Origin of the sequence: Amycolatopsis sp. PS_44_ISF1 (assembly GCF_032335455.1) — a bacterium.
Lineage (GTDB): Bacteria > Actinomycetota > Actinomycetes > Mycobacteriales > Pseudonocardiaceae > Amycolatopsis.
This window is the reverse complement of record NZ_JANUXO010000002.1, coordinates 1,323,045-1,341,993: the sequence shown is the minus strand read 5'-3', so window position 1 is coordinate 1,341,993 and position 18,949 is coordinate 1,323,045. Positions and strand designations below refer to the sequence as shown.

17 protein-coding genes and 1 riboswitch are annotated in these 18,949 nt (G+C 72.9%); of the genes, 8 read left to right on the top strand and 9 right to left on the bottom strand.

Annotated elements, in window-relative coordinates:
• Positions 1-70 precede the first annotated feature (70 nt).
• The 9 genes from NYF13_RS20380 to NYF13_RS20340 form a co-directional block, all read right to left on the bottom strand.
• Positions 71-1,462 (bottom strand): lamin tail domain-containing protein, encoded by a 1,392-nt coding sequence (locus NYF13_RS20380; RefSeq protein WP_315658859.1) that lies wholly within the window; start codon positions 1,460-1,462, stop codon positions 71-73.
• Positions 1,463-1,944: 482 nt separating this feature from the next.
• Complete coding sequence (locus NYF13_RS20375; protein ID WP_315658858.1) at positions 1,945-2,604, bottom strand: VC0807 family protein; 660 nt, start codon at positions 2,602-2,604, stop codon at positions 1,945-1,947.
• The gene (locus tag NYF13_RS20370; protein WP_315658857.1) at positions 2,594-3,205 is read right to left on the bottom strand and encodes a TetR family transcriptional regulator; all 612 of its coding nucleotides are present in this window, start codon (positions 3,203-3,205) and stop codon (positions 2,594-2,596) included. The genes NYF13_RS20375 and NYF13_RS20370 overlap by 11 nt, the downstream gene beginning before the upstream one ends.
• Before the next feature lie 68 nt (positions 3,206-3,273).
• Positions 3,274-4,008, bottom strand: a complete 735-nt coding sequence (locus tag NYF13_RS20365) for a MerR family transcriptional regulator (RefSeq protein ID WP_315658855.1) — start codon at positions 4,006-4,008, stop codon at positions 3,274-3,276.
• 135 nt (positions 4,009-4,143) lie between these two features.
• A complete protein-coding gene (locus tag NYF13_RS20360; RefSeq protein WP_315658854.1) occupies positions 4,144-4,410 on the bottom strand; it encodes a GlsB/YeaQ/YmgE family stress response membrane protein in 267 nt (88 codons plus the stop codon).
• A 201-nt stretch (positions 4,411-4,611) separates the two neighbouring features.
• Positions 4,612-5,478 (bottom strand): SAM-dependent methyltransferase, encoded by an 867-nt coding sequence (locus NYF13_RS20355; protein WP_315660374.1) that lies wholly within the window; start codon positions 5,476-5,478, stop codon positions 4,612-4,614.
• A gap of 46 nt (positions 5,479-5,524) precedes the next feature.
• Positions 5,525-6,421: a helix-turn-helix transcriptional regulator gene (locus tag NYF13_RS20350; RefSeq protein WP_315658853.1), complete on the bottom strand. Its 897-nt coding sequence runs from the start codon at positions 6,419-6,421 to the stop codon at positions 5,525-5,527.
• Positions 6,422-6,560: 139 nt separating this feature from the next.
• On the bottom strand, positions 6,561-6,791 hold the full coding sequence (locus NYF13_RS20345; protein WP_315658851.1) for a DUF397 domain-containing protein: 231 nt from the start codon (positions 6,789-6,791) through the stop codon (positions 6,561-6,563).
• A 194-nt stretch (positions 6,792-6,985) separates the two neighbouring features.
• A complete protein-coding gene (locus NYF13_RS20340) occupies positions 6,986-7,285 on the bottom strand; it encodes a hypothetical protein (protein ID WP_315658848.1) in 300 nt (99 codons plus the stop codon).
• 1,647 nt (positions 7,286-8,932) lie between these two features.
• Here NYF13_RS20340 and NYF13_RS20335 point away from each other — a divergent pair.
• The 8 genes from NYF13_RS20335 (at position 8,933) to NYF13_RS20300 (ending at position 18,882) form a co-directional block, all read left to right on the top strand.
• Complete coding sequence (locus tag NYF13_RS20335; RefSeq protein ID WP_315658847.1) at positions 8,933-9,235, top strand: hypothetical protein; 303 nt, start codon at positions 8,933-8,935, stop codon at positions 9,233-9,235.
• Positions 9,236-9,485: 250 nt separating this feature from the next.
• Positions 9,486-9,631: riboswitch (adenosylcobalamin (AdoCbl) riboswitch) on the top strand.
• Between the two features lie 41 nt (positions 9,632-9,672).
• Positions 9,673-12,468 carry a hypothetical protein gene (locus tag NYF13_RS20330; protein WP_315658845.1) on the top strand — a complete coding sequence of 932 codons (2,796 nt, stop codon included), beginning with the start codon at positions 9,673-9,675 and terminating at the stop codon, positions 12,466-12,468.
• Complete coding sequence (locus NYF13_RS20325; RefSeq protein ID WP_315658843.1) at positions 12,465-13,325, top strand: ABC transporter substrate-binding protein; 861 nt, start codon at positions 12,465-12,467, stop codon at positions 13,323-13,325. The genes NYF13_RS20330 and NYF13_RS20325 overlap by 4 nt, the downstream gene beginning before the upstream one ends.
• On the top strand, positions 13,322-14,269 hold the full coding sequence (locus NYF13_RS20320; protein WP_315658842.1) for an ABC transporter substrate-binding protein: 948 nt from the start codon (positions 13,322-13,324) through the stop codon (positions 14,267-14,269). The genes NYF13_RS20325 and NYF13_RS20320 overlap by 4 nt, the downstream gene beginning before the upstream one ends.
• On the top strand, positions 14,269-15,414 hold the full coding sequence (locus tag NYF13_RS20315) for an energy-coupling factor transporter transmembrane component T (RefSeq protein ID WP_315658841.1): 1,146 nt from the start codon (positions 14,269-14,271) through the stop codon (positions 15,412-15,414). The genes NYF13_RS20320 and NYF13_RS20315 overlap by 1 nt, the downstream gene beginning before the upstream one ends.
• Positions 15,411-17,018, top strand: a complete 1,608-nt coding sequence (locus NYF13_RS20310; RefSeq protein ID WP_315658840.1) for an ATP-binding cassette domain-containing protein — start codon at positions 15,411-15,413, stop codon at positions 17,016-17,018. The genes NYF13_RS20315 and NYF13_RS20310 overlap by 4 nt, the downstream gene beginning before the upstream one ends.
• The gene (locus NYF13_RS20305) at positions 17,015-17,890 is read left to right on the top strand and encodes an ECF transporter S component (RefSeq protein WP_315658839.1); all 876 of its coding nucleotides are present in this window, start codon (positions 17,015-17,017) and stop codon (positions 17,888-17,890) included. The genes NYF13_RS20310 and NYF13_RS20305 overlap by 4 nt, the downstream gene beginning before the upstream one ends.
• A complete protein-coding gene (locus NYF13_RS20300; RefSeq protein ID WP_315658838.1) occupies positions 17,887-18,882 on the top strand; it encodes a peptidase in 996 nt (331 codons plus the stop codon). The genes NYF13_RS20305 and NYF13_RS20300 overlap by 4 nt, the downstream gene beginning before the upstream one ends.
• Positions 18,883-18,949 lie beyond the last annotated feature (67 nt).

Below are 18,949 nucleotides of genomic sequence, written 5' to 3'. Positions count from 1 at the left end.
CGGCGGCGGCACCTCCGCGGGTGGGCCGGTCCTGTCCACAATGGAGAGACACCGCCGGGACGCCGCCGGTTCAGCAGCCGATGCTGCCCTTGCGCAGCGCGTGACCACCGTCGTTGTCGTCGTCGGACCAGTACACCGGCTTGGCCCCGCCGGTGCACTCGCCGGCGGGGGCGAGGGAGAAGCCTTCGTTGTTGTAGTCCGGCATCCCGCTCGGGCGCTGGTAGGCCGCGGTGACGGCGAACGCGCCCGAGGCGTCCACCTGCATGGTCCGGTGCTGGCCGTGGCAGGTGTTGTCGCAGACCACCCAGAGGCGGGAGGTCTGCGGCTCCCACTGCAGCTCCATCACCCCGGGCATCCCGCTGCCGATCGTGGCCACGCGGGCGAAGGCACCCGAATCCTGCAGCACGTAGCCGTAGACCGTGCCGGTGCCCTCCACCCCGACGAAGAACACCCCGCCGGTGTGCGCGGGGTAGCGGGCCGGGTCGTAGGCCGCGCCGGTCGAGGAGTCCTTGAAGCCGGCCGAGGTGAGCGCGGAGTCGGGGATCCAGGTGACGCCTTCCAGGCCCAGGTTGGCGCCGACCGGGGGCAGGTCGCCGGTCAGGTTCCACTCCTTCGCCGCGCTCAGCGTGGTGGCCGCTCCGCCGACGTCGTACCGCAGCACGGACAGCCGGCTGGTGCCGCCGTGGTCGTTGTCGCGCTCGTTCGAGGTGTAGACCCCGCCCGCGGAGCCGGCGCCGGTGAGCGTGATGCCCTCGTCGTCGGGGGTCCCGGAGCCGCCCGGGTAGTGGATCTTCTTGCCGGAGCCCCAGCCCGAGGCGGTGTCGGGCTTCCAGCCGCCGGAGCCGTCGGGGACCAGCCGCCAGACCTTGCCGGAGTTCTGCGCCGCCCACAGCACCCCGCCCTCCTGGTACAGGCCGCTGAGGTTTTCGCCGAACACGTCGGCGGCGTCGGCGGTGGTCACGGAACCGGCGCCCGGCCACGCCCGGGGGTTAACGGTGCCGCCGCAGCTGTTGGCGGCGCCCAGGGTCAGCGGGGCCTGGGTGAACGCACCGGTGCCGTCGGGACAGCGCGACCAGGACGGGTCGGAGTGCTCCTTCCAGCCGAAGCTGTCGACCAGCGTGCGGCCGTCGGCGAGGTAGAGGCGCGCCTGGTCCTCGGAGCCGAGACCGAACTGGTCGTGCACGTCGAAGGCCCGGTAGCCGCCGGGGGCCAGCACGGTGCCGGCGGCGATCTTGTACTTCGAGCTGTCCTTGTCGTCCTTGAGGATCCAGCCGGAGACGTCGGCGGCGGTGCTGCCCCCGTTGTACAGCTCGATCGAGTCGTCGACGTCCCCGGTCGTCACCACCTCGTTGAGGTGGACGTCGACGGCCGGGGCGGCGTGGGCGGCGGTGGAGGCGCTGAAGACCAGCGCCGTTCCGGCGACGAGGGCGAGGCAGCGGCGGAGGCGGCGGGGCTCGGGCACGGGATCCGTCCTGGGTTCGGTCCGACAGGGGCCACCCGACCGTTCCGGCCCGGACCGAACGGCCGCCCTCCGGCGGGCGAGCGCCGGGTGAACGGTGGACGAACTGGAGCGCGCAGAGGTGAAGAACCAGCCTAACAGCGCCGACGGCCGCCGATCGGCCCTTGATTCCGGGCTTTCGGTGTGATGGCCGGGGTGCCGGTGCCACCCGGGCGCATGGCCGGGCCGTGGACCCCGGCCGCTCGCCCGGGTCAGTGGGGCACGCCGCTCCGGTGGTCAGCCGAGCTCTGACTGTCCATTCAGGACGGAAGCGCCGGTGCCGTCCGCCGGACAGCGGCAGCAGGAAGCCCGGCCCGGCCTTCGCTCAGCCCGGCGGGTTTCCGGGCGAGCCGGACCTCGGCCACCAGCGGCGGGAACCGCGCCGGCGGGCCGGGGAAGGCCGCGCCCAGTGGTCTCCGGACTGTACTGCGCCCGCCACCGGCGCCTCAGGCATCGAGGTTCTCCTTGCGCAGGTACCAGACGTGCCAGGCGATCAGCGCGGCCAGCGAAGCGAACCAGACCACGGTGGTGACCACCGAGATCAGGTCGATCGGCAGCAGGTAGACCAGCACCACGTGGACCACCGCGCCCGCGAGCAGCACCGACCCCCAGGCGGCGGTGTCGATGCGCAGGCCGCGGCGGAACCGCGCGTCGGTGTCCCAGCGCCCGGCCCAGGCGGCGGCGCCCTCGGCCCCGCGCTTGAGCTCGGCGATCGTGCGGCCCAGGGTCAGCTGGGCCGGGCGCCCGGCGAACACCGAGACCAGCATCCACGCTCCGAACAGCCCGCCCAGCGCGGCGGTCCAGCCCTCCCGGACGGCCAGCGTCCGCGGATCGTCCGAGAGCAGGCCCAGCACCACCGAAAGCACGAGGACGCTCAACGTGACCAGGGCGACGAGGTCGACCCGGCGATGACGGGCCACGGTCCAGAGCACGTACGGCCCGGCGATGAGCACCCCCGCCATCATCGCCCACCACTGGCCCACGCCCGCGGCGCGCAGGCCGTAGAACAGGGCCATCGGCACCAACGCCTCGAACACCACGGCCAGCACGTTGGCCCGGACCACCCGGCGCAGCCCGGCGTCGGGCGCGGGCTTCTCATCGATCATCGTGGTTTCCCCCCTCGGGAACGGGTGCGGTCGCCCGCACGTACAGCTCGGCCAGCGTCCGGCCGGTGCGGGTGAGCTCGGCGGGCTCCGGAACGGCCGCGGTCGCGGTGGCCACCACGGCGTCGAGGCCGGCGGTCAGGGCGATCGCCGCGGTCCGCGGGTCGAAGTCGCCGAAGGCGCCCGCCGCCTGCCCGGTGCGGAAGTGCTCCTCGAACAGGGCGAGCCGGCCGTCGACGGACTCACTCCGCGAGCCGGCGTTCTTCACCAGGTCGATCAGCGCCCGCACGGCGGCCGGGTGCTCACCCACCAGCGCGACGTTCGCCTCGACGAAGGCGCGCAGTTGCGCGACGTGACCGATGGCGGCGTCGACGCGCGGGTTCATGAACGCCCCCGCGACCTGCTCGATCTCGGCGACGCAGGCCGCGAGCAGGTCGTCCTTGCCCGCGAAGTGGTAGCTGATCATGCCGGTGCTGGACAGCCCGGCCTGCTTGGCGATCCGGCTGAACGAAGCCTTGGCGAACCCGGCCTCGGCGATCACCTCGATCGCCGCCGTCACGATCTGCGCGCGGCGGCCGGATTCGGTGAACGTTTTTGCTCGCATGAGCAAAAATTAGCTCAGTCGAGCAAGAATCGCAAGGAGCAGGTTCCGGTGGATGGTTTCGCAGCCGGTCAGGTGTGGTCCGGGACCGTTCCCAGCCGGGCGACGCGGCGCATGACGTCGATCTGGGCGGGGTTGTAGAGCTCTCGCACGGCCTCGCCGAAGGTGCGCATGGCGAACCCGGCTCCGCCCGGGGCGTCGGCGTGGACCTCCATCATCCCGGGGTGGTCGCTCAGCAGGTCCTGGACGTGCGGGTGCAGGCGCCGGGCCAGTTCGTCGCGGGCTTCCTCGTCGGCGTCGGCGGGCAGCCGGTCGAACGCCGAAGCCTCGGGGGTGGCCTGGTAGGACTGCAACAGCTCCGTGTAGGCCTGGATGCCCTGCGGGCCCAGCACCCGCGTCAGCACGACGACCAGGGAGCGGTCGGTGTCGGAGAGACCGGCCCGGGTGGTGACCCGGCCGAGGCCGGGGGGCAGGTCGGTGGGTGCGGGCCGCTTCAGGAGCAGGGCCAGCTCCAGCCGGACGCGCTCCAGCCGTTCGATGGTGGCGGACAGCTCGGCGTCGAGGGTGCGCAACGCCTCTTCGGGATGCTCGTCGGCGTCGCCCATGGCGGAGATCTGGGCCAGCGAGAAACCGAGGTCGATCAGCCGCTTGATCCGCAGGATCCGCACCAGGTGGGCCACGCCGTACTGCTTGTAGCCGTTGGCGCGCCGGACCGGCTCTTCGAGGAGGCCGATCTGGTGGTAGTGCCGCACGGCCCGCACGGTGGCGCCGGCGAGTTCGGCGATCTCGCGGGTACTCCAGGCCACGCCCGGCCACCTCTTCCCGAAGACTGGGGTCCGCCGGCGTGGTCACGCCGGCGGACCCCAGTGAAGACTGTGCCGTCGCGGCACGGTCAAGGATCGGGGGCCGAGAGGGCCGGAAGTTTGACCTTCCGGCCCTGGTCAGTCGCGGCGGTCCCGGTGGAACAGCAGCCGGTAGGCGATCAGGATGAGCAGCGCGCCGAGCACGGCCAGGCCCCAGGTCCGCAGGTCGAAGAAGGTGCCGAGCTGCACGTGGAACACGGCCTTGCCGATCCAGCCGCCGACGAACGCGCCGGCGATCCCCAGCAGGATGGTGATGATGCAGCCGCCCGGGTCCCGGCCCGGCAGCAGGATCTTGGCGATCACGCCGGCCACCAGGCCGAGCACGATCCAACCGATGACGCCCATGTGGTTCCTCTCGTGGCCGATGTTGCCACCCGGTGGACGCGCCGGGCCGGGCCGGGTTGCCTGGATCCCGGCGGCCCGCGGCACCGGCGAGGAGCCGAAGCGAACGGCCGGTGCGGTGGGCACCGGTGCTCGGGCCGGGGACGACGCCGCCGGGGACGGCCCGGACCGCGGGGGAACCCCGGCCTCAGCCCGGTGGACCGTTCACTTCCGGGCGACGCCGGCCAGGACCGTCGATTCGCTGGGGGACTCGAAGGACACCGCCACCTCGTCCGGCTCCGCCTGCTCGGGGTGCCACTCCGCGGTCCAGACCAGTCCGGGCTCGACCAGTTCGAAGTCGCCGAGGAGCCGGGTGATCTCCTCCCGGTCGCGGTAGATGATGGGGCTGGACGAAGCGTCGTAGGACACCTTCAGCCGGGCGAGCATGTCCTTGTAGTGCGGTGGGACGCCGTCGTCGGTGGCGTGGGACAACGCCAGGTAGGAGCCGGGGGCGAGCAGTTCCCGGTAGCGCGCGACCAGGCTCGGGCCGAGGTCGGCTTCGATCCCCGAATCGGGGGCCGACGGCTGCTGGACGTGCAGGACCGCGATCAGCAGCAACGCGACCGGCTGGTTCAGGTCGATGATCCCGGTGTCCTGGATCTGCGCCCACAACCGGTCGGGGTCGCGCATGTCGGCGTGGATGACGGTGTGCCGGTCGGGGTCGCCGTGCTCCCGCAGCAGGCTGCGCGAATGGGCGACCGCCACCGGTTCGTAGTCGACGTAGGCCACCCGGACCTCGCCCGGGGCCAGGTTCTCGGCCACCTCGTGCGCGTGGCCCATGGTCGGCACGCCGGAGCCGATGTCGACGAACTGCCGCACCCCCCGCCGGACCAGGTACCGGACCACGCGGTGCAGGAACATCCGGTTCGCCTGGGCGATCGGCTTGATGATGGGGAACTCGCCGAGGATCCGGTCGCCGAACTGGCGGTCGATCTCCCAGTTCGTCCGGCCGCCGAGGTAGTAGTCGTAGATCCGGGCGACGCTGGGGTGGCTGAGGTCGATGTCCGGTGGGGGAAAGGGGTCCTCGTCCAACCCGGCCACGGTGGGGCTCCTTCTTTCGGCTCGGCGGTGCACGTTTTCAGGGTAGGGCTGGGAATCCGGCGGCACCGGCCGGCAGCCGGGTGTCGTTGATCTCCCGGGCGGCGTGTTCCAGCAGGGTACGGGAATCTTCCCGGCTCAGGGCCGCGCCGCTGAGCGCGGTCCACCGGTCGAGGTAGGAACTGCGCAGGGTTTCGGCGGTGGAACGCTGAACCCCTTGGGGCGTCTCGCCGTAGGCGAAGTCGTCCGCGCCCTGGGCGAACCCGAAGACGGTCAGGTCCAGGGGCAGGTGCGGCAGCTCGCCGAACGGCACGAACCGGATCGACACCCCCGGGTGGGCGTCGATCAGGCTCAGCATGTGCTTCACCTGATCGAGCAAGATGTAGGGGTCGAGCTTGCGGGTCCGGGTGAGTTGCAGCAGCGCGCTTTCGCTGAGCAGGAACTCGTATTCCCGCTTCGGATGGCGGGCGAAGACCCGGGCCCGTTGCCCACGCTCGTAAACCGCGTCGTCGATGTCGCGGCGGCCGGCGGTGTTGAAGAGCGTGAGCATGTAGCTTTCGCACTGCAACTGCCCGCTGATCCGCTCACCGGTCCAGCTGCGCACCGTGTCCGCCTCCTGCTCGGCGGCGAGGATGTCGCGGAACCACGGGGGAGTGGCGACCAGGCGGCGCCCGGACCAGATCCCGGAGGTGCTCGCCGACGCGTTGAGCCGCCGCATCACCGCCGCTTCGGCGTCGCTGACCTTGAGCGCCTTGATGAACGCGTCCAGCTGCTCCCGCTGCAGGCCCAGGTGGGCGTTCTCCAGCTTGCTGATGTTGGCCTGGGTGTAGCCCACCCGACGGCCGAATTCGGCTTGGGTCAGGCCCAGCCGCTTCCGTGCCGCGGAAATCATCGTGCCCAGTTCTCGCTGCTGGGTCTCGACGGAGGGCAGGGTCACCGGATCGTGCCGTCCAATCAGGGAATCGGGGACTGCCCATGCTAGGACACCGCGGCCCGCGGCCGCAGCACCGCCCTGGCCCCCGCCCGGCTCCCGAATCCGGTTCCGGGCGGGCTCCCGGCTCGGCGGGACTGCGGAATCAGCAGTCGAACTGCCCGGCGCGCACGGAAGTGACGAACGACGTCCATTCTTCCGGCGAGAAGAGCAGCACGGGGGATTCGCCGAGCTTGGAGTCCCGGACCGCGATCAGCCCGGGGCGGCCCAGGTTGACCTCGACGCAGTTGCCGGAATTGTCCCCGCAGGGAACCGGCCGCTGCCAGCCGGTTTCGTCCAGGGAGAACGCGGCGGTTTTCGGGTCGTAATCTTCCATGGTCGCCCCTCGTCGGCTGTTCGCAGTAGTGGATTATTCCGTGCATCCAGGGTCGTGCTGGAATATTCCAGGCGCAAGGGCCGACCGGTGATCATGGTGGGGGAAAGGTGATATTCACCCGTTCGGCCACGGTTTGGGAGGTGTTCGGTAATGCAGCTCGGCCAACGGTGTGCGGCGTTCGGGAGCAATCGCGATTACTCCTCGGTGCGAGGGGACTTCCCGGACCGGCGGCGGAGGACCGCGGTCAGCACCAGGGCGACCGCCCCGGTCCCGAAGGCGCCGGTCCCCGCGGTGAAGCTGTGCACGGCCAGCGCCAGCGCGCCGAGCGCGGCGCACAGCACCTCACCGGTGATGAAGGCCGCCCGCAAAGTCCAGCCCCAGTCGCTGAAGATGGCCTCGAGCAGCGCCGGTCCGGGCGACGCGGTGAGCTTGCGGTGCCGCGCGTGGCCGAGGGGAACCGGGGCCTGGTGGGTCTGCCGGTTGAGCACCAGCACGCCGTCACAGATCCGGATCGTGACGCGAACGGGCTGCTCGCTCCGGCCACCGCCGGCTCTGGCCGGTGGGCTCGGCGCTGCCGCCGCCTGCGGGGGGCGAGGCTCCGGTCGCCCGCTTTCCCCTGCCTGGTTGCAACTGCCAACGTCTACGATGGCCATGACGCACTCCTCGAGATCGGATGTGTGTTCGTACCGGCGCGGCTCCCTGGGCTAGAGGGGGTCGCGCCTTCTTCTTCCTTCGACGGACTGTCCTCATCGGACTTCCGCAGTCGCTGCACCGCCACGGTTTCCGCACTGTGGAGACGCGGCCGCCTTCACGAAGCTCCTGGTTGCCTCTCGTCCCCTGCGGTTTCGGCGGGTGCGTATCAGTTGCCTCCAAAGAGATTGCTGTCGTCGCCGAGCTGCTGGCCGGTTTCGGGCGGGGACCGCCGGTGGACGGCGCTCGCTCATGCCGATGCACGTGCATCTGTTCGTGCAGAAGTGTAGGTGCAGTGATCGGCTGGGGAAAACCCAGGATTGGCCACCGAACCCCGAGGGAAACGGCTGCTGCGACCCGCAAAGTGGCCGACTCGGCGATGCACCCGTTTATTTACGTTTCGTAAAATAGCCTTGCACCAGCGCGTGGTCGCGCTCGGTAAGGATCGGTGTTGCATATTGTTTCCGGCTGCCAACGCAAGGGGCATACCGGTGGTTTCGAATATTCTGCACCGGCGATCACGGAAGCCGAGCTGGCCTTGAATGTCCCCGCCGCCCGGCAGTGCCCGGCCCGAGACGGTTCCGGCCGTTGCGTCAACCATGGTGGTGACTTTCCGTACCACTCTTATGAGTGACATTTATGACGATGACTCGGTTACGCCTCGTGTGCTTCACGTGGTTGTTCCACCCCTCGCGCCAGCCGGGCGGCGCTGGCCTGCATGATCACCCGATCCGGCGGTCCGTGCAGATGGACCTGCATATTCCAATGGTTTCGCTGCTCTGGGGTGATGCGCCGGGAACGTGATAGACCGTCGGTAGCTGGAAATGCGACGGTTCCAGTAACTGTTCTCCGTGGTAGCGCGGAGTAGTCGCGCGAGTCACCCGAACCGCTGGGCGACGCGGAAATACCGCTCAGCGAGACACTCGTAGTAGGTCGTGGGGTGACTGTGCGTTCTCCGTCAGGATGGGATGACCCGAGTTCCCGGGAAGGGAGCAGCGCCGGCGAAGAGGAGCGGGGCCCCTTGCTCGAACAAGAGGCCCCGCGGTGTCCGATGACCAGCCCGTGAAGACGAGGAAAGGGACCTGGTGACTGTACCGCTGGAAAGGCCACGCGAACCAGGGAAACGCCCACCGTGCCGACCGAGCGCCGCCGGACGCGGGAGTACCGAGCCGGAGCGAGCCGGGCCTCTTGCTCCGGACCCGCGACGAGGCGGTCTCTCCGGCGGATTCGCCGCCGAGCGGGCACGGGTCGACGAAGAACCCACGGCGACCGCCCCGAAACCGCGCGCTGCACCCTCGCCGGCCGACCTGGCACCGCGTGCTGCGCCCTTGTCGGCCGCCCCGGCACCGCGCGCTGCACCCTTGTCGGCCGACCCGGAGCCGTCCGGAGTTGCAGTTCCGCAGCGGGTCGACGTGGCCGGGTGCTTCAAGGCCGAGGATCCGGAGCCGCGGGTGGCCAGTGCCGAGGAGATGATCGCGGCGGCGGCGAAGGTGCTGGCTGGGCGTGAGCACGGCCGTCATCGCCGGCCCGAAAGCGGTGACGGCCGGCTGCGCCGGTTGGCCGGCCCGCTTTCGGCCTGGGTAGCCGCGGTCCGCACGGTCCTCTTCCTCCTCGCGGGGGGCTGCGCCGTGGCCGCGGTGGTGACGACGACCGACCCCCGCATCGCCGCTTCGCTCGGCACGTTCGTCGTCATCACGAGCTTGGTCGGCGCCGGCGCGCTCTGGCCGCGCCGCACCCGGGTGCCACGGGGATGACGACGCCTGCCGATCCCGGGCACCGCGAGGAAGGGCATCGCTACCCGGGATCGGCGGCGCAGTGAGGAGCAGCGAATCTTGGCGGACCGGGCCGACTACTGGAACCCCGGATCCCGATCGCTACCGGCAGTGCTCGCCCCGGCGTCATCCGTGACCGTCCACCCCTGGCGGTCTACGGCACCCCGGTGAACTGCGCGACTACCGGTCCCCCCGCCGCCTCGGCGGTGTTAAGGTCAGCCGGTTTTCGCACAACTGCACGAATTCATGCCCGCGACGGGGAAGCCGGTCGAAATCCGGCGCTGTCGCGCAACCGTGGGTCACTCAGGTGACGAGTCGGGTCCACCTCGCGGGCAGGTGATGTCAAAGCCGCTGCCGCGTTAGCAGGGGCCGGCGCTGGACGCCGTCCTCCCCGTGGTCGCGCTGGGGATGGGGGAGTGGTGTCGGGCAGACGCTTCGGTGCGGTCGTGGTGTGCGGACTGCTGGCCGTCCTGGTGGCGGCCCCGGCCGGTCCGGTGTGGGCGGTCGGGGCCCGGGAAGCCGGCGAGCAGCAGGTCGGCAGTCAACGGAGCACCGCCCACCAAGGTGTGCGCGCCTGGCCGAACAGTGCCGAACTCGCCGCCCGCCAAGACGTGCGGGCCTGGGAAGCCGACGCCGGACCGGTGGCCGCGCAAGGCGCGCGCGCCCGAAAGGCCGACGCCGGACTGGTGGCCGCGCGGGGCGCGCGAGCCCGGGAGGCCGACGCCGGACTGGTGGCCGGGCAAGGCGTGCGGGCCCGGCCGGTCGCCGTCCCGGGGGCTGGTGAGGCACCGGCCGGTCGCCCGGGCACTGCCGATCAACCCGCCGCCGCCGCGAACTCGCAGTGGCTCGCCCGGCAGTTGAGCGCTGAGGGCACCCTGCAGAACCCGCTCGGCGGGGCGCTGCCCGACCACGGGCTGATGATCGATTCGGTGTTCGCGATGTACGCCTCCGGGCGGGGTGAGCTGGCCGCGCCGATCACCTCCTACCTGGAGAAGCACGCCACCGACTACTACACCTGGGACGGACTCGTGCACGGCCAGGGCTACGACGCGGTCATCACCGGCGGTGCCGCGGCCAAGGTGCTGGTCGCGGCCGAGGTCGCGGGCCGGGACCCGAGGAACTTCGGCGGGCACGACATGGTCGCCGAGACCCTGGGCGCGATCCCGCGCCAGGGGCGCGACCGGGGGCGGGTCAGCGACTACTCCAAGGACCCGGCGCTGGCGAGCGGGGTCAGCAACAACTCCAACACCTTCGGCCAGGCCCTCGGCGTGATCGGGCTGGCCCGGGTGCACGAGAACGACCAGCCGGCCATCGACACCCTGGTGAACCAGCAGTGTTCCGAAGGCTACTTCCGGATCTTCTTCGGCTACCTCCCCACCGGCGGAACCGGCGCCGACGCCTACCGCCTGTCCAGCTGCGACGAGGGCAAGGCGACCGGGGAATCGGCCAAGGACGGCGACACCACCGGGCTGTCCCTGTCCGCGATGCTCGCCGCGCGCGACGCGGGTGCGACGGGCCTCGACGCCCGGATCGGCCGGACCGTCGCCTGGCTCGAGGCCGACCAGGACCCGGGCGGCGGCTGGGGCGGCGGCGTCGGGACCGAGGCGCCGAACACCAACAGCACCGGGCTCATCGTCCAGGCGCTGGCCGACGCGGGGGGCGCGGACGCGGCCGTGGCCAAGGGGGTGGCCTTCCTGAAGGCGGCCCAGGTCACCGCGGCCGCCGACCCGGGTGATCGGCTCCAGGACCAGATCGGCGCGATCGCGTACACCCCGTCGGAGTACACCAAGGCGAAACCGGACGGGATCGGGAGCCTCGACACCTGGATCCGCGCGAGCGCGCAGGCCTCGCTGGGGCTTTCGCAGATCGGCTTCTACGCGCTCACCGGGGGAGTCCTGCCGGTCAAGCCCGTCCCGCCGCCCTCGCCGGGCGCGAAACCGGGGGAGGACCACCAGGCGGTGCCGCCCACCGCTGGCGGGTCGCCGTCGCGTCCGCCGGAGACCTCGTTCGCCGCTGGTTCCCCCGGCCCGGCCCCGCAATCCCCGGCCGGGCGCCTCGGCGCGTACCTGGCGGGCCGGCTGGCCGGGGGCGACCACGTCGAGACCACGCAGGACGGCCGGACCTATGTGGACTACGACCTCACCGCGGACCTCGTGCTCGCCCTCCGGACCCTCGGTGGGCCACTCGAAGCCGCGGATCGGGCGTCGCGGTTCCTGCTGAGCCCGGACTCGATCAACGCCTACGCGCACGGGGCGCCGTATGAGCCGTCTTCGGCCGCGTACGTCGAACCGCTGGCGAAGCTCCAGATCATCGCCCAGTTCCTGGCCGGTGGCGAAGACGCGCCGGCCGGGCTGCGGTCCACGATCACCCAGTTGCACACCGCTCTCACGGCGTTGCGGGGCGGCGACGGGGAATTCGCCGACACCGGCCGGTTCGCCGACCCCACCCGGACCACCCGGCGGCAGGCATGGGGGGTCCTGGCGGCCACCGCGGTCTCCGACACCACCGGCGCGCGGTCCGGCCTGGACTTCCTGCTCGGCCACCAGTGCCGGGACGGGCTGTTCCCGGTGGCGGTGAACGCCGGGCCGTGCGCGACCGGCGACGCGGCGTCGACCTCGGCCGTGGTCCAGGCGCTGGTCGTGCGGGCCCGCCCACCGGCCGCCGGACCGGTCCCGGGCCTGGTCCCGGGCGACTGGAGCCGCGACCGGGCCGCCGTGCTGGAGTCCGCGGCCGGGGCACTGTCGGCCCGGCCGGACCGCGCCGGGCTGATCGAGGCGAACGGCGCCCCGGACCCGGTGCTCAGTTCGCTCGTGGCGGGCGCCCGCCAGGCCGCGGGGCTCGACGTGGCGGCCACGGTGCGGTCGGTGGGCGCGCTCCAGGGCGGCGACGGCGGCCTTCCGAAGACTCCTGGCGGCCCCAGCGACCTGGCCACGAGCGTCGCCTCGGCGGCCGGGATCGCGGGCCGGGGGTGGACCGGGGCCGACGGTTCACCGGTGACCCCGGCCGTCCGCCTGCCCTTCACCTCCGGCGCCGCCGTCGCCGCGCCGAAAGCGGCGCAGGCCTCGGCCGGCGGCCGCTCGCCGGGGCTGCTGATCAGCCTGCTGGCCCTCGGCCTGCTGCTGTCCGCCGCTGTACTGGCCGGCCAGCACCACTTCACCCGCCGTACCCGCCGTATCACCGAGAAGATGACGAACACCCTGGGGAGCACACAGTGAGAAGAAGAGTTTCGGCCCTGCTGTCGAGTCTCGCCGTACTGGCCGGGGTCGCCGCCGCGGCCCCACCCGCGTCGGCGCTCGACCCGGGCAAGGGCTACACCGGGATCTGCACCGGGGCCGACGCGCTGACCGGCGTCACCGTGGTCGTCGACTTCCAGGAGCTGGACGGCAACGGCGGGGTCGCGGCCCCGACGATCACCCGCTGCTCGCCGAACGCGAGCCCCGGCACCCAGCGCAACGGCGTGCAGGCGCTGCAGGACGCGGGCATCGCCGTCGCCGGCACGGCCCAGTGGGGGCTGGGCTTCCTCTGCCGCCTGGAGAACCGGCCTTCGGCCACCGAGTCGATCCCGATCACCACCAGCCCCGGTTACCACGAGGGTTGCGTGCGGACCCCGCCCGGCACGGCCTACTGGTCCTATTGGAACGCCGACGGCGCCGGCACCACCTGGACCTACAGCAGCTACGGAGCGATGAACCGCAACGTGGTGCCCGGCGGGTTCGAGGGCTGGTCGTTCTCGCTCAACAAGTCGGCCTCGACGAACCCCGCGCCGCGCGTCACCCCGCACAACCCGGCGGTGAACGCGGGCAACCCGACGGTCAGCCTGTCGGCCGACGACCTGGACCGCACCATCACCCTGGGCCAGAGCACCACGCTCACCTGGACCTCCACCCACGCGAGCGCGCTGACCGCGAGCGCGGTGTCCCCGGCCACCGGCGGCGGCGCCTGGTCCGGCCCGCTGGCGGTGCCGGGCGGCACCAAGACGATCACGCCGACCGCGAAGGGCGTCTACACCTACACGATCCAGGCCACCGGCACCGGCACCGTGTACTCGACGGCCACTCTGACGGTGCAATGACGCGGCGGGCGGCCCGGATGTCCGGGGTGCTGGCGGCCGCGCTCCTGGCGGCGGCCGGCCCCCCGGTCGCGGCCCAGGCGGTCGACCAGTCCCGGGGGCACCCGGGTTTCTGCGCCGACGGGGCCGGGTCCACCGTGGTGATCGACTTCCAGCAGCTCGGCGGCACCACCATCGTCCGCTGCGACCCGCAGTCCGGCCGCGGCACCGGGCTCGACGCGCTGAAGGGCGCCGGTTTCCAGATCGCCGGCGTCCAGCGCTGGGGCGAGGCCTTCATCTGCCGGATCGAGAACCGGCCGTCCGCGGTGGAGGAGATCCCGGTCAAGGGCGACGAGCACTACCGGGAGTCCTGTGTGGACACCCCGCCGGCCGCGGGCTACTGGTCGTACTGGCACGCGGGGAACAACTGCGCCTGGCAGTACAGCCAGTGGGGCGTGAAGAACCGGGACTTCACCCCGGGCGGATTCGAGGGCTGGTCGTTCTCCCTCAACGCCACGGCCGACGCCAACCCGGTGCCGCGGATCGCCCCGGTCCGCCCCGGCACGGCCGGGCAGTCCTGCGCCACCGCGGCCGAACCGGCGCCGAACTCCGACGATCCCCGCGAACGGCAGGCGCCTCGGGGGTCCGGGAACCAGCCGGCCGCGCCGGAGGGCCACGGGACCGCGCCGCCTTCGCCCGAGGTGCCGGCACCGGGGCAGGCCGGGGCGGGCGGCCGGGCGCTGCCACCGCCCAAGCCGCGGCCGGAGGGCGGCGCGCAGGGGGCACCGGACCCGCGGGCCGACGTCGCCTTCACCGGCGGCGAGCAGGCGCCCGACGTCGACCAGGCGATCAAGGCGCAGACCGGGGCGAGCGACTACGCGCCCTGGGCGGCGGGGGCGGCGGTGCTGCTGCTCGCGGCGGCGGCCGGGTTCACCGCCCGGCGGCGCCGACGCGCCCGGAACCAGTGATGCCGAGGGCGGCGGCCACCTACTTCCTGCCCCGCGACCTGCATCCCGCCGCCTGGTGGGTGTGGGCGCTGGGGCTGGCGGTGGCCGCGAGCCGCACCACGAACCCGTGGCTGCTGCTGACCATCCTGGCGGTGGCGGGCTACGTCGTGGTGGCCCGCCGGACGGACGCGCCCTGGGCCATGGCGTTCCGGATGTATGTCTACCTGGGCGCGGTGATCGTCGGCGTGCGGGTGTTCTTCCGGATCGTCTTCGGCGGCGCAGAGGGCTCGACGGTCCTCCTGCACCTGCCGGCCATCCCGCTGCCCGCGTGGGCCGCCGGGATCCGGCTGCTCGGGGACGTTTCGGCGGAATCGGTGCTGGGCGGGCTCTACGACGGGCTGCGCCTGTCCACCATGGTCGTCTGCCTCGGCGCGGCGAACGCGCTGGCCAACTCGAAGCGGCTGCTCAAGGCCATGCCCCCGGCGTTGTATGAGGTCGGTACCGCGGTGATCGTGGCGCTGTCGGTGTTCCCGCAGCTCGCGGAAAGCGTGTCACGGGTGCGGCGGGCGCGGAAGCTGCGCGGCGGATCCGGCGGGCGGCGCCGGTTCAAGGCGCTGCACGCCGTGGTCATCCCGGTGCTGGAGGACGCACTGGAGCGCTCGCTGCAGCTCGCGTCCTCAATGGACTCCCGGGGGTACGGGCGCTCCGGTCCGGTCCGCGCGCGGGCCCGGCTGCTCACCGGCTCGCTGATGATCGCCGGGCTGCTCGGGGTCTGCGTCGGCGTCTACGCGACGCTGGACGGCTCCACCCCCCGGTTCCTCGCCGCGCCGGTGCTGATCGCCGGGTTGGTGGTCGCCCTGGCCGGGTTCCGGGCCGCCGGGCGGCGGGTGCGCCGCAGCCGGTACCGGCCGGACCGCTGGCACGCGGCCGAAGCGGTCGTCGCCGCGAGCGGGGCCGGGGTGGCGGTGGTGCTGTTCGTGACCTCGAGCGTCGACCCGACCGACCTCAACCCGTCCTTGACCACCCTGTCCTGGCCGCTGCTGTCCTGGGCCCCGCTGGCCGGGGTGCTGCTGGGCGTGCTGCCGGCCCTGCTCGCCCCCCGGCCCGAGCCACCGTTCGCCACGCTCACCGCCGAGCCCGGCCCCCACGAGGAAGTGCCCGCATGATCGAGCTCGACCACGTCTCCTTCTGGTACCACGGGCAGTCCGAGCCGGTGCTGGACGACATTTCGCTGTCCATCGGCGAGGGCGAGCTGGTGCTGTTCGCGGGCCGGACCGGCTCGGGCAAGTCGACGCTGCTGGGCACCCTCAACGGCCTCGTGCCGCACTTCACCGGCGGGCACCTCGAAGGCGTGGTCTCGGTGGACGGCATCACCACCCACTCCCGGCCGCCGCGCGAGTTCGCGCACCTGGTCGGGCGGGTCGGGCAGGACCCGCTCGCGGGCTTCGTCACCGACACCGTCGAGGACGAGCTCGCCTACGGCATGGAACAGCTCGGCCTGGACCCGCAGGTGATGCGCCGCCGGGTCGAGGAGACCTTGGACCTGCTCGGCATCGCCGAACTGCGCCGCCGTGCCCTGCGCACGCTCTCCGGCGGCCAGCAGCAGCGCGTGGCGGTCGGCTCGGTGCTGACCACGCACCCGCGGGTGCTGGTCCTGGACGAGCCGACCTCCGCGCTGGACCCGACCGCGGCCGAGGACGTGCTGGCCACCCTGGCCCGGCTGGTGCAGGACCTCGGCACCACGGTGCTGCTGGCCGAGCACCGGATGGAGCGGGTGATCCCGTTCGCCGACCGGATGGTCTTCGTGCCCGGCGACGGCTCCGTGATCGACGGCCGGCCGGCCGAAGTGCTGGCGGACACGCCGATCGCGCCGCCGATCGTCGAGCTCGGGCGGCTGGCGGGCTGGGCTCCGCTGCCGATGTCGGTGCGGGACGCGCGCCGCCGGGCCGGGCCGTTGCGCGCCGGGCTCGGCCCCGCGCCGCGGCGCCCGGACCCGGCCGGGGCGGGGGCGCCGGTGCTGTCCGCCTCGGGGGTGGTCGTCCGCTACGGGCCGACGGTTGCGGTGCGGGGGGTCGACCTGGACCTGCACGGCGGGAAAGTGCTGGGCCTGATGGGCCGCAACGGTTCCGGGAAGTCCTCGCTGCTGTGGGCGTTGCAGGGCTCCGGCCCGCGCCACGGCGGCCGGGTGCGCTGCGGCGGGGTGGACCCGCAGGCGCTCCCGAGCGCCCGGGCGCGCAAGGTCGTCGGGCTGGTCCCGCAGACCGCGAGCGACCTGCTGTACCTGGAGTCCGTGGCCGGGGAGTGCGCGGCCGCCGACGCCGAGTCCGGTGCCGAGCCCGGGCTGTGCCGCGGACTGCTCGACCGGCTCGCGCCCGGCATCGACCCCGCCGCCCACCCGCGTGACCTCTCGGAGGGCCAGCGGCTGGCCCTGGTGCTCGGCGTGCAGCTGTCCGCCGCGCCGCGGGTCGTGCTGCTCGACGAGCCCACCCGCGGGCTCGACTACACCGCGAAAGCCGCGTTGGGCGCGATGATCGCGACCATGGCCGGTGAGGGCCGCGCGGTGGTGGTGGCCACGCACGACGTGGAGTTCGTGGCCGCCGTCGCCGACCGGGTGCTGGTGCTGGCCGAGGGCGAGATCGTCGCGGACGGCGCGACCGCGCAGGTGCTGGGCGGCTCGCCCGCCTTCGCGCCGCAGGTGGCCAAGGTGCTCGGTCCGGACTGGCTGACCGTCGCCGACGTCCGCGCCGCGCGCTCCGGGGCGCTCCGGTGACCCGGCCAGCGCGGTCGTGGGGGCGGGCCGGGCAGGCGGTGCGGGTCGGCCCGCGCTCGGCCGTGGTGCTGGTGCTGGCCTCGGCGGCCGGGCTGATGATGTTCGTCTGGCCGCTGCTGGTGCGGGTGGCGCCGCAGAGCATGCAGCACGGGCCGGACGCGCCGTTCGTCTTCGTCGGCATCCTGCCGCTGCTGATCGTGATCGTGCTGGCCGAGCTCTCGGAAGGGGGCATGGACTCGAAGGCGCTGGCGATGCTGGGCGTGCTGTCGGCGGTCAACGCCGCGCTCCGGCCGCTCGGCGCCGGGACCGCGGGCATCGAGACGGTGTTCTTCGTGCTCGTGCTGGCGGGCCGGGTCTTCGGCGCCGGGTTCGGGTTCGTGCTCGGCTGCACCTCGCTGTTCGCCTCCGCACTGCTCACCGCGGGGGTCGGCCCGTGGCTGCCGTTCCAGATGCTGTCCGCGGCCTGGATCGGGATGGGCGCGGGGCTGCTGCCGCGGAAGCTGAGCGGCCGGGCGGAGATCGCCGTGCTCGCCGGGTACGGCATCCTCGTGTCCTACGCGTTCGGGTTCCTGATGAACCTGTGGTTCTGGCCGTTCATCACCGGCGCCGAGGTGCCGTACCACGGGGGCCACATCTCCTACGTCGCGGGCGACCCGGTGGGGGACAACCTGCGCCGGTTCGTCGTGTTCACCCTGCTGACCTCGACCGCGGGCTGGGACACCGGCCGCGCCATCACCAACACCGTCGCGATCCTCGTCCTCGGCCCGGCGGTGCTCGCGACCCTGCGCCGCGCGTCCCGCAAGGCCTCCTACGGAATGCCGCCCACCTTCGTCCCCCGGAAAACCACCCTTCCCCGAAAGGTCCCTCGATGAAATTTCGCCGGTTGGCCGTCCTGATCACCTTCGCCTGCGCCGCCGCGCTCGGCGCCCCCGGCCTCGCCGCGGCGGCCCCGCCGGACCGGGCCACCGGCTGGCTGGAAAGACAGCTGGTGGGCGGCGACCACCTGGAGACCGAGTTCGGCGGAACGTCCTATCCGGACGCGGGCCTGACCATCGACGCCGTTTTCGCCTTCGCCTCGGCGCATTCGGCCGGCCAGGCGGGCGGCCGGGCGATGGCCTGGCTGTCCGCCCCGGCCACGCTGTCGGCCTACATCGGCGACGGCACCTCGGAGTCCTACGCCGGGGCCACCGCGAAGACCGCGCTGGCGGCCGAGGTCCGCGGTCTCGACCCGGCCGCGTTCGGCGGGGTGGACCTGACGGCGCGGCTGCGGGCGCTGCTCACCCCGTCCGGCCGGTTCTCCGACCACTCCGCCTACGGCGACTACAGCAACGCCTTCAGCCAGTCGCTGGCGATCGTCGCCCTGCACCGCGCCCCCGGCGGCGCCCCGTCCGCCGCGGCCGCCTTCCTGGCCGGCACCCAGTGCGCGGACGGCGGTTTCCCGCTCGAACTCGCCGCTTCCCCGTGCGTGAGCGACACCGATTCCACCGCGATGGCGGTCCAGGCCCTGCGGTCCGCCGGACGGGCGGTCCCGGCGCGGTCGGGCCTGGCCTGGCTGGCGGGCCGGCAGCAGGCGAACGGCGGACTGTCCGTCGGCACCGGCGACCCGGCCGTCGCCCCCAACGCCAACACGACCGGTCTCGCCGGGCAGGCCCTGCACTCGGGCGGGCGCCCGGCGGCGGCGTCGCGGGCCAAGAAGTTCCTGCTGGGCCTACAGGTCGTTACCGGCGACAACGCGGGCGCGATCGCTTACACCGCCGCCGGTTTCGATCCGGCGACCGCGGTGCGGGCGACGACGCAGGCCGTGCTCGGCCTGGGCGGCTGCGGTTTCGCGGAGCTGAGTTCGGCCGGTTCGAACCCGGCATGACCGTCACCGGGGCGGCTCCGCGCTGAACGCGCTCGGAATCGACGAGGACAAGACAGAGGCCCGGCCG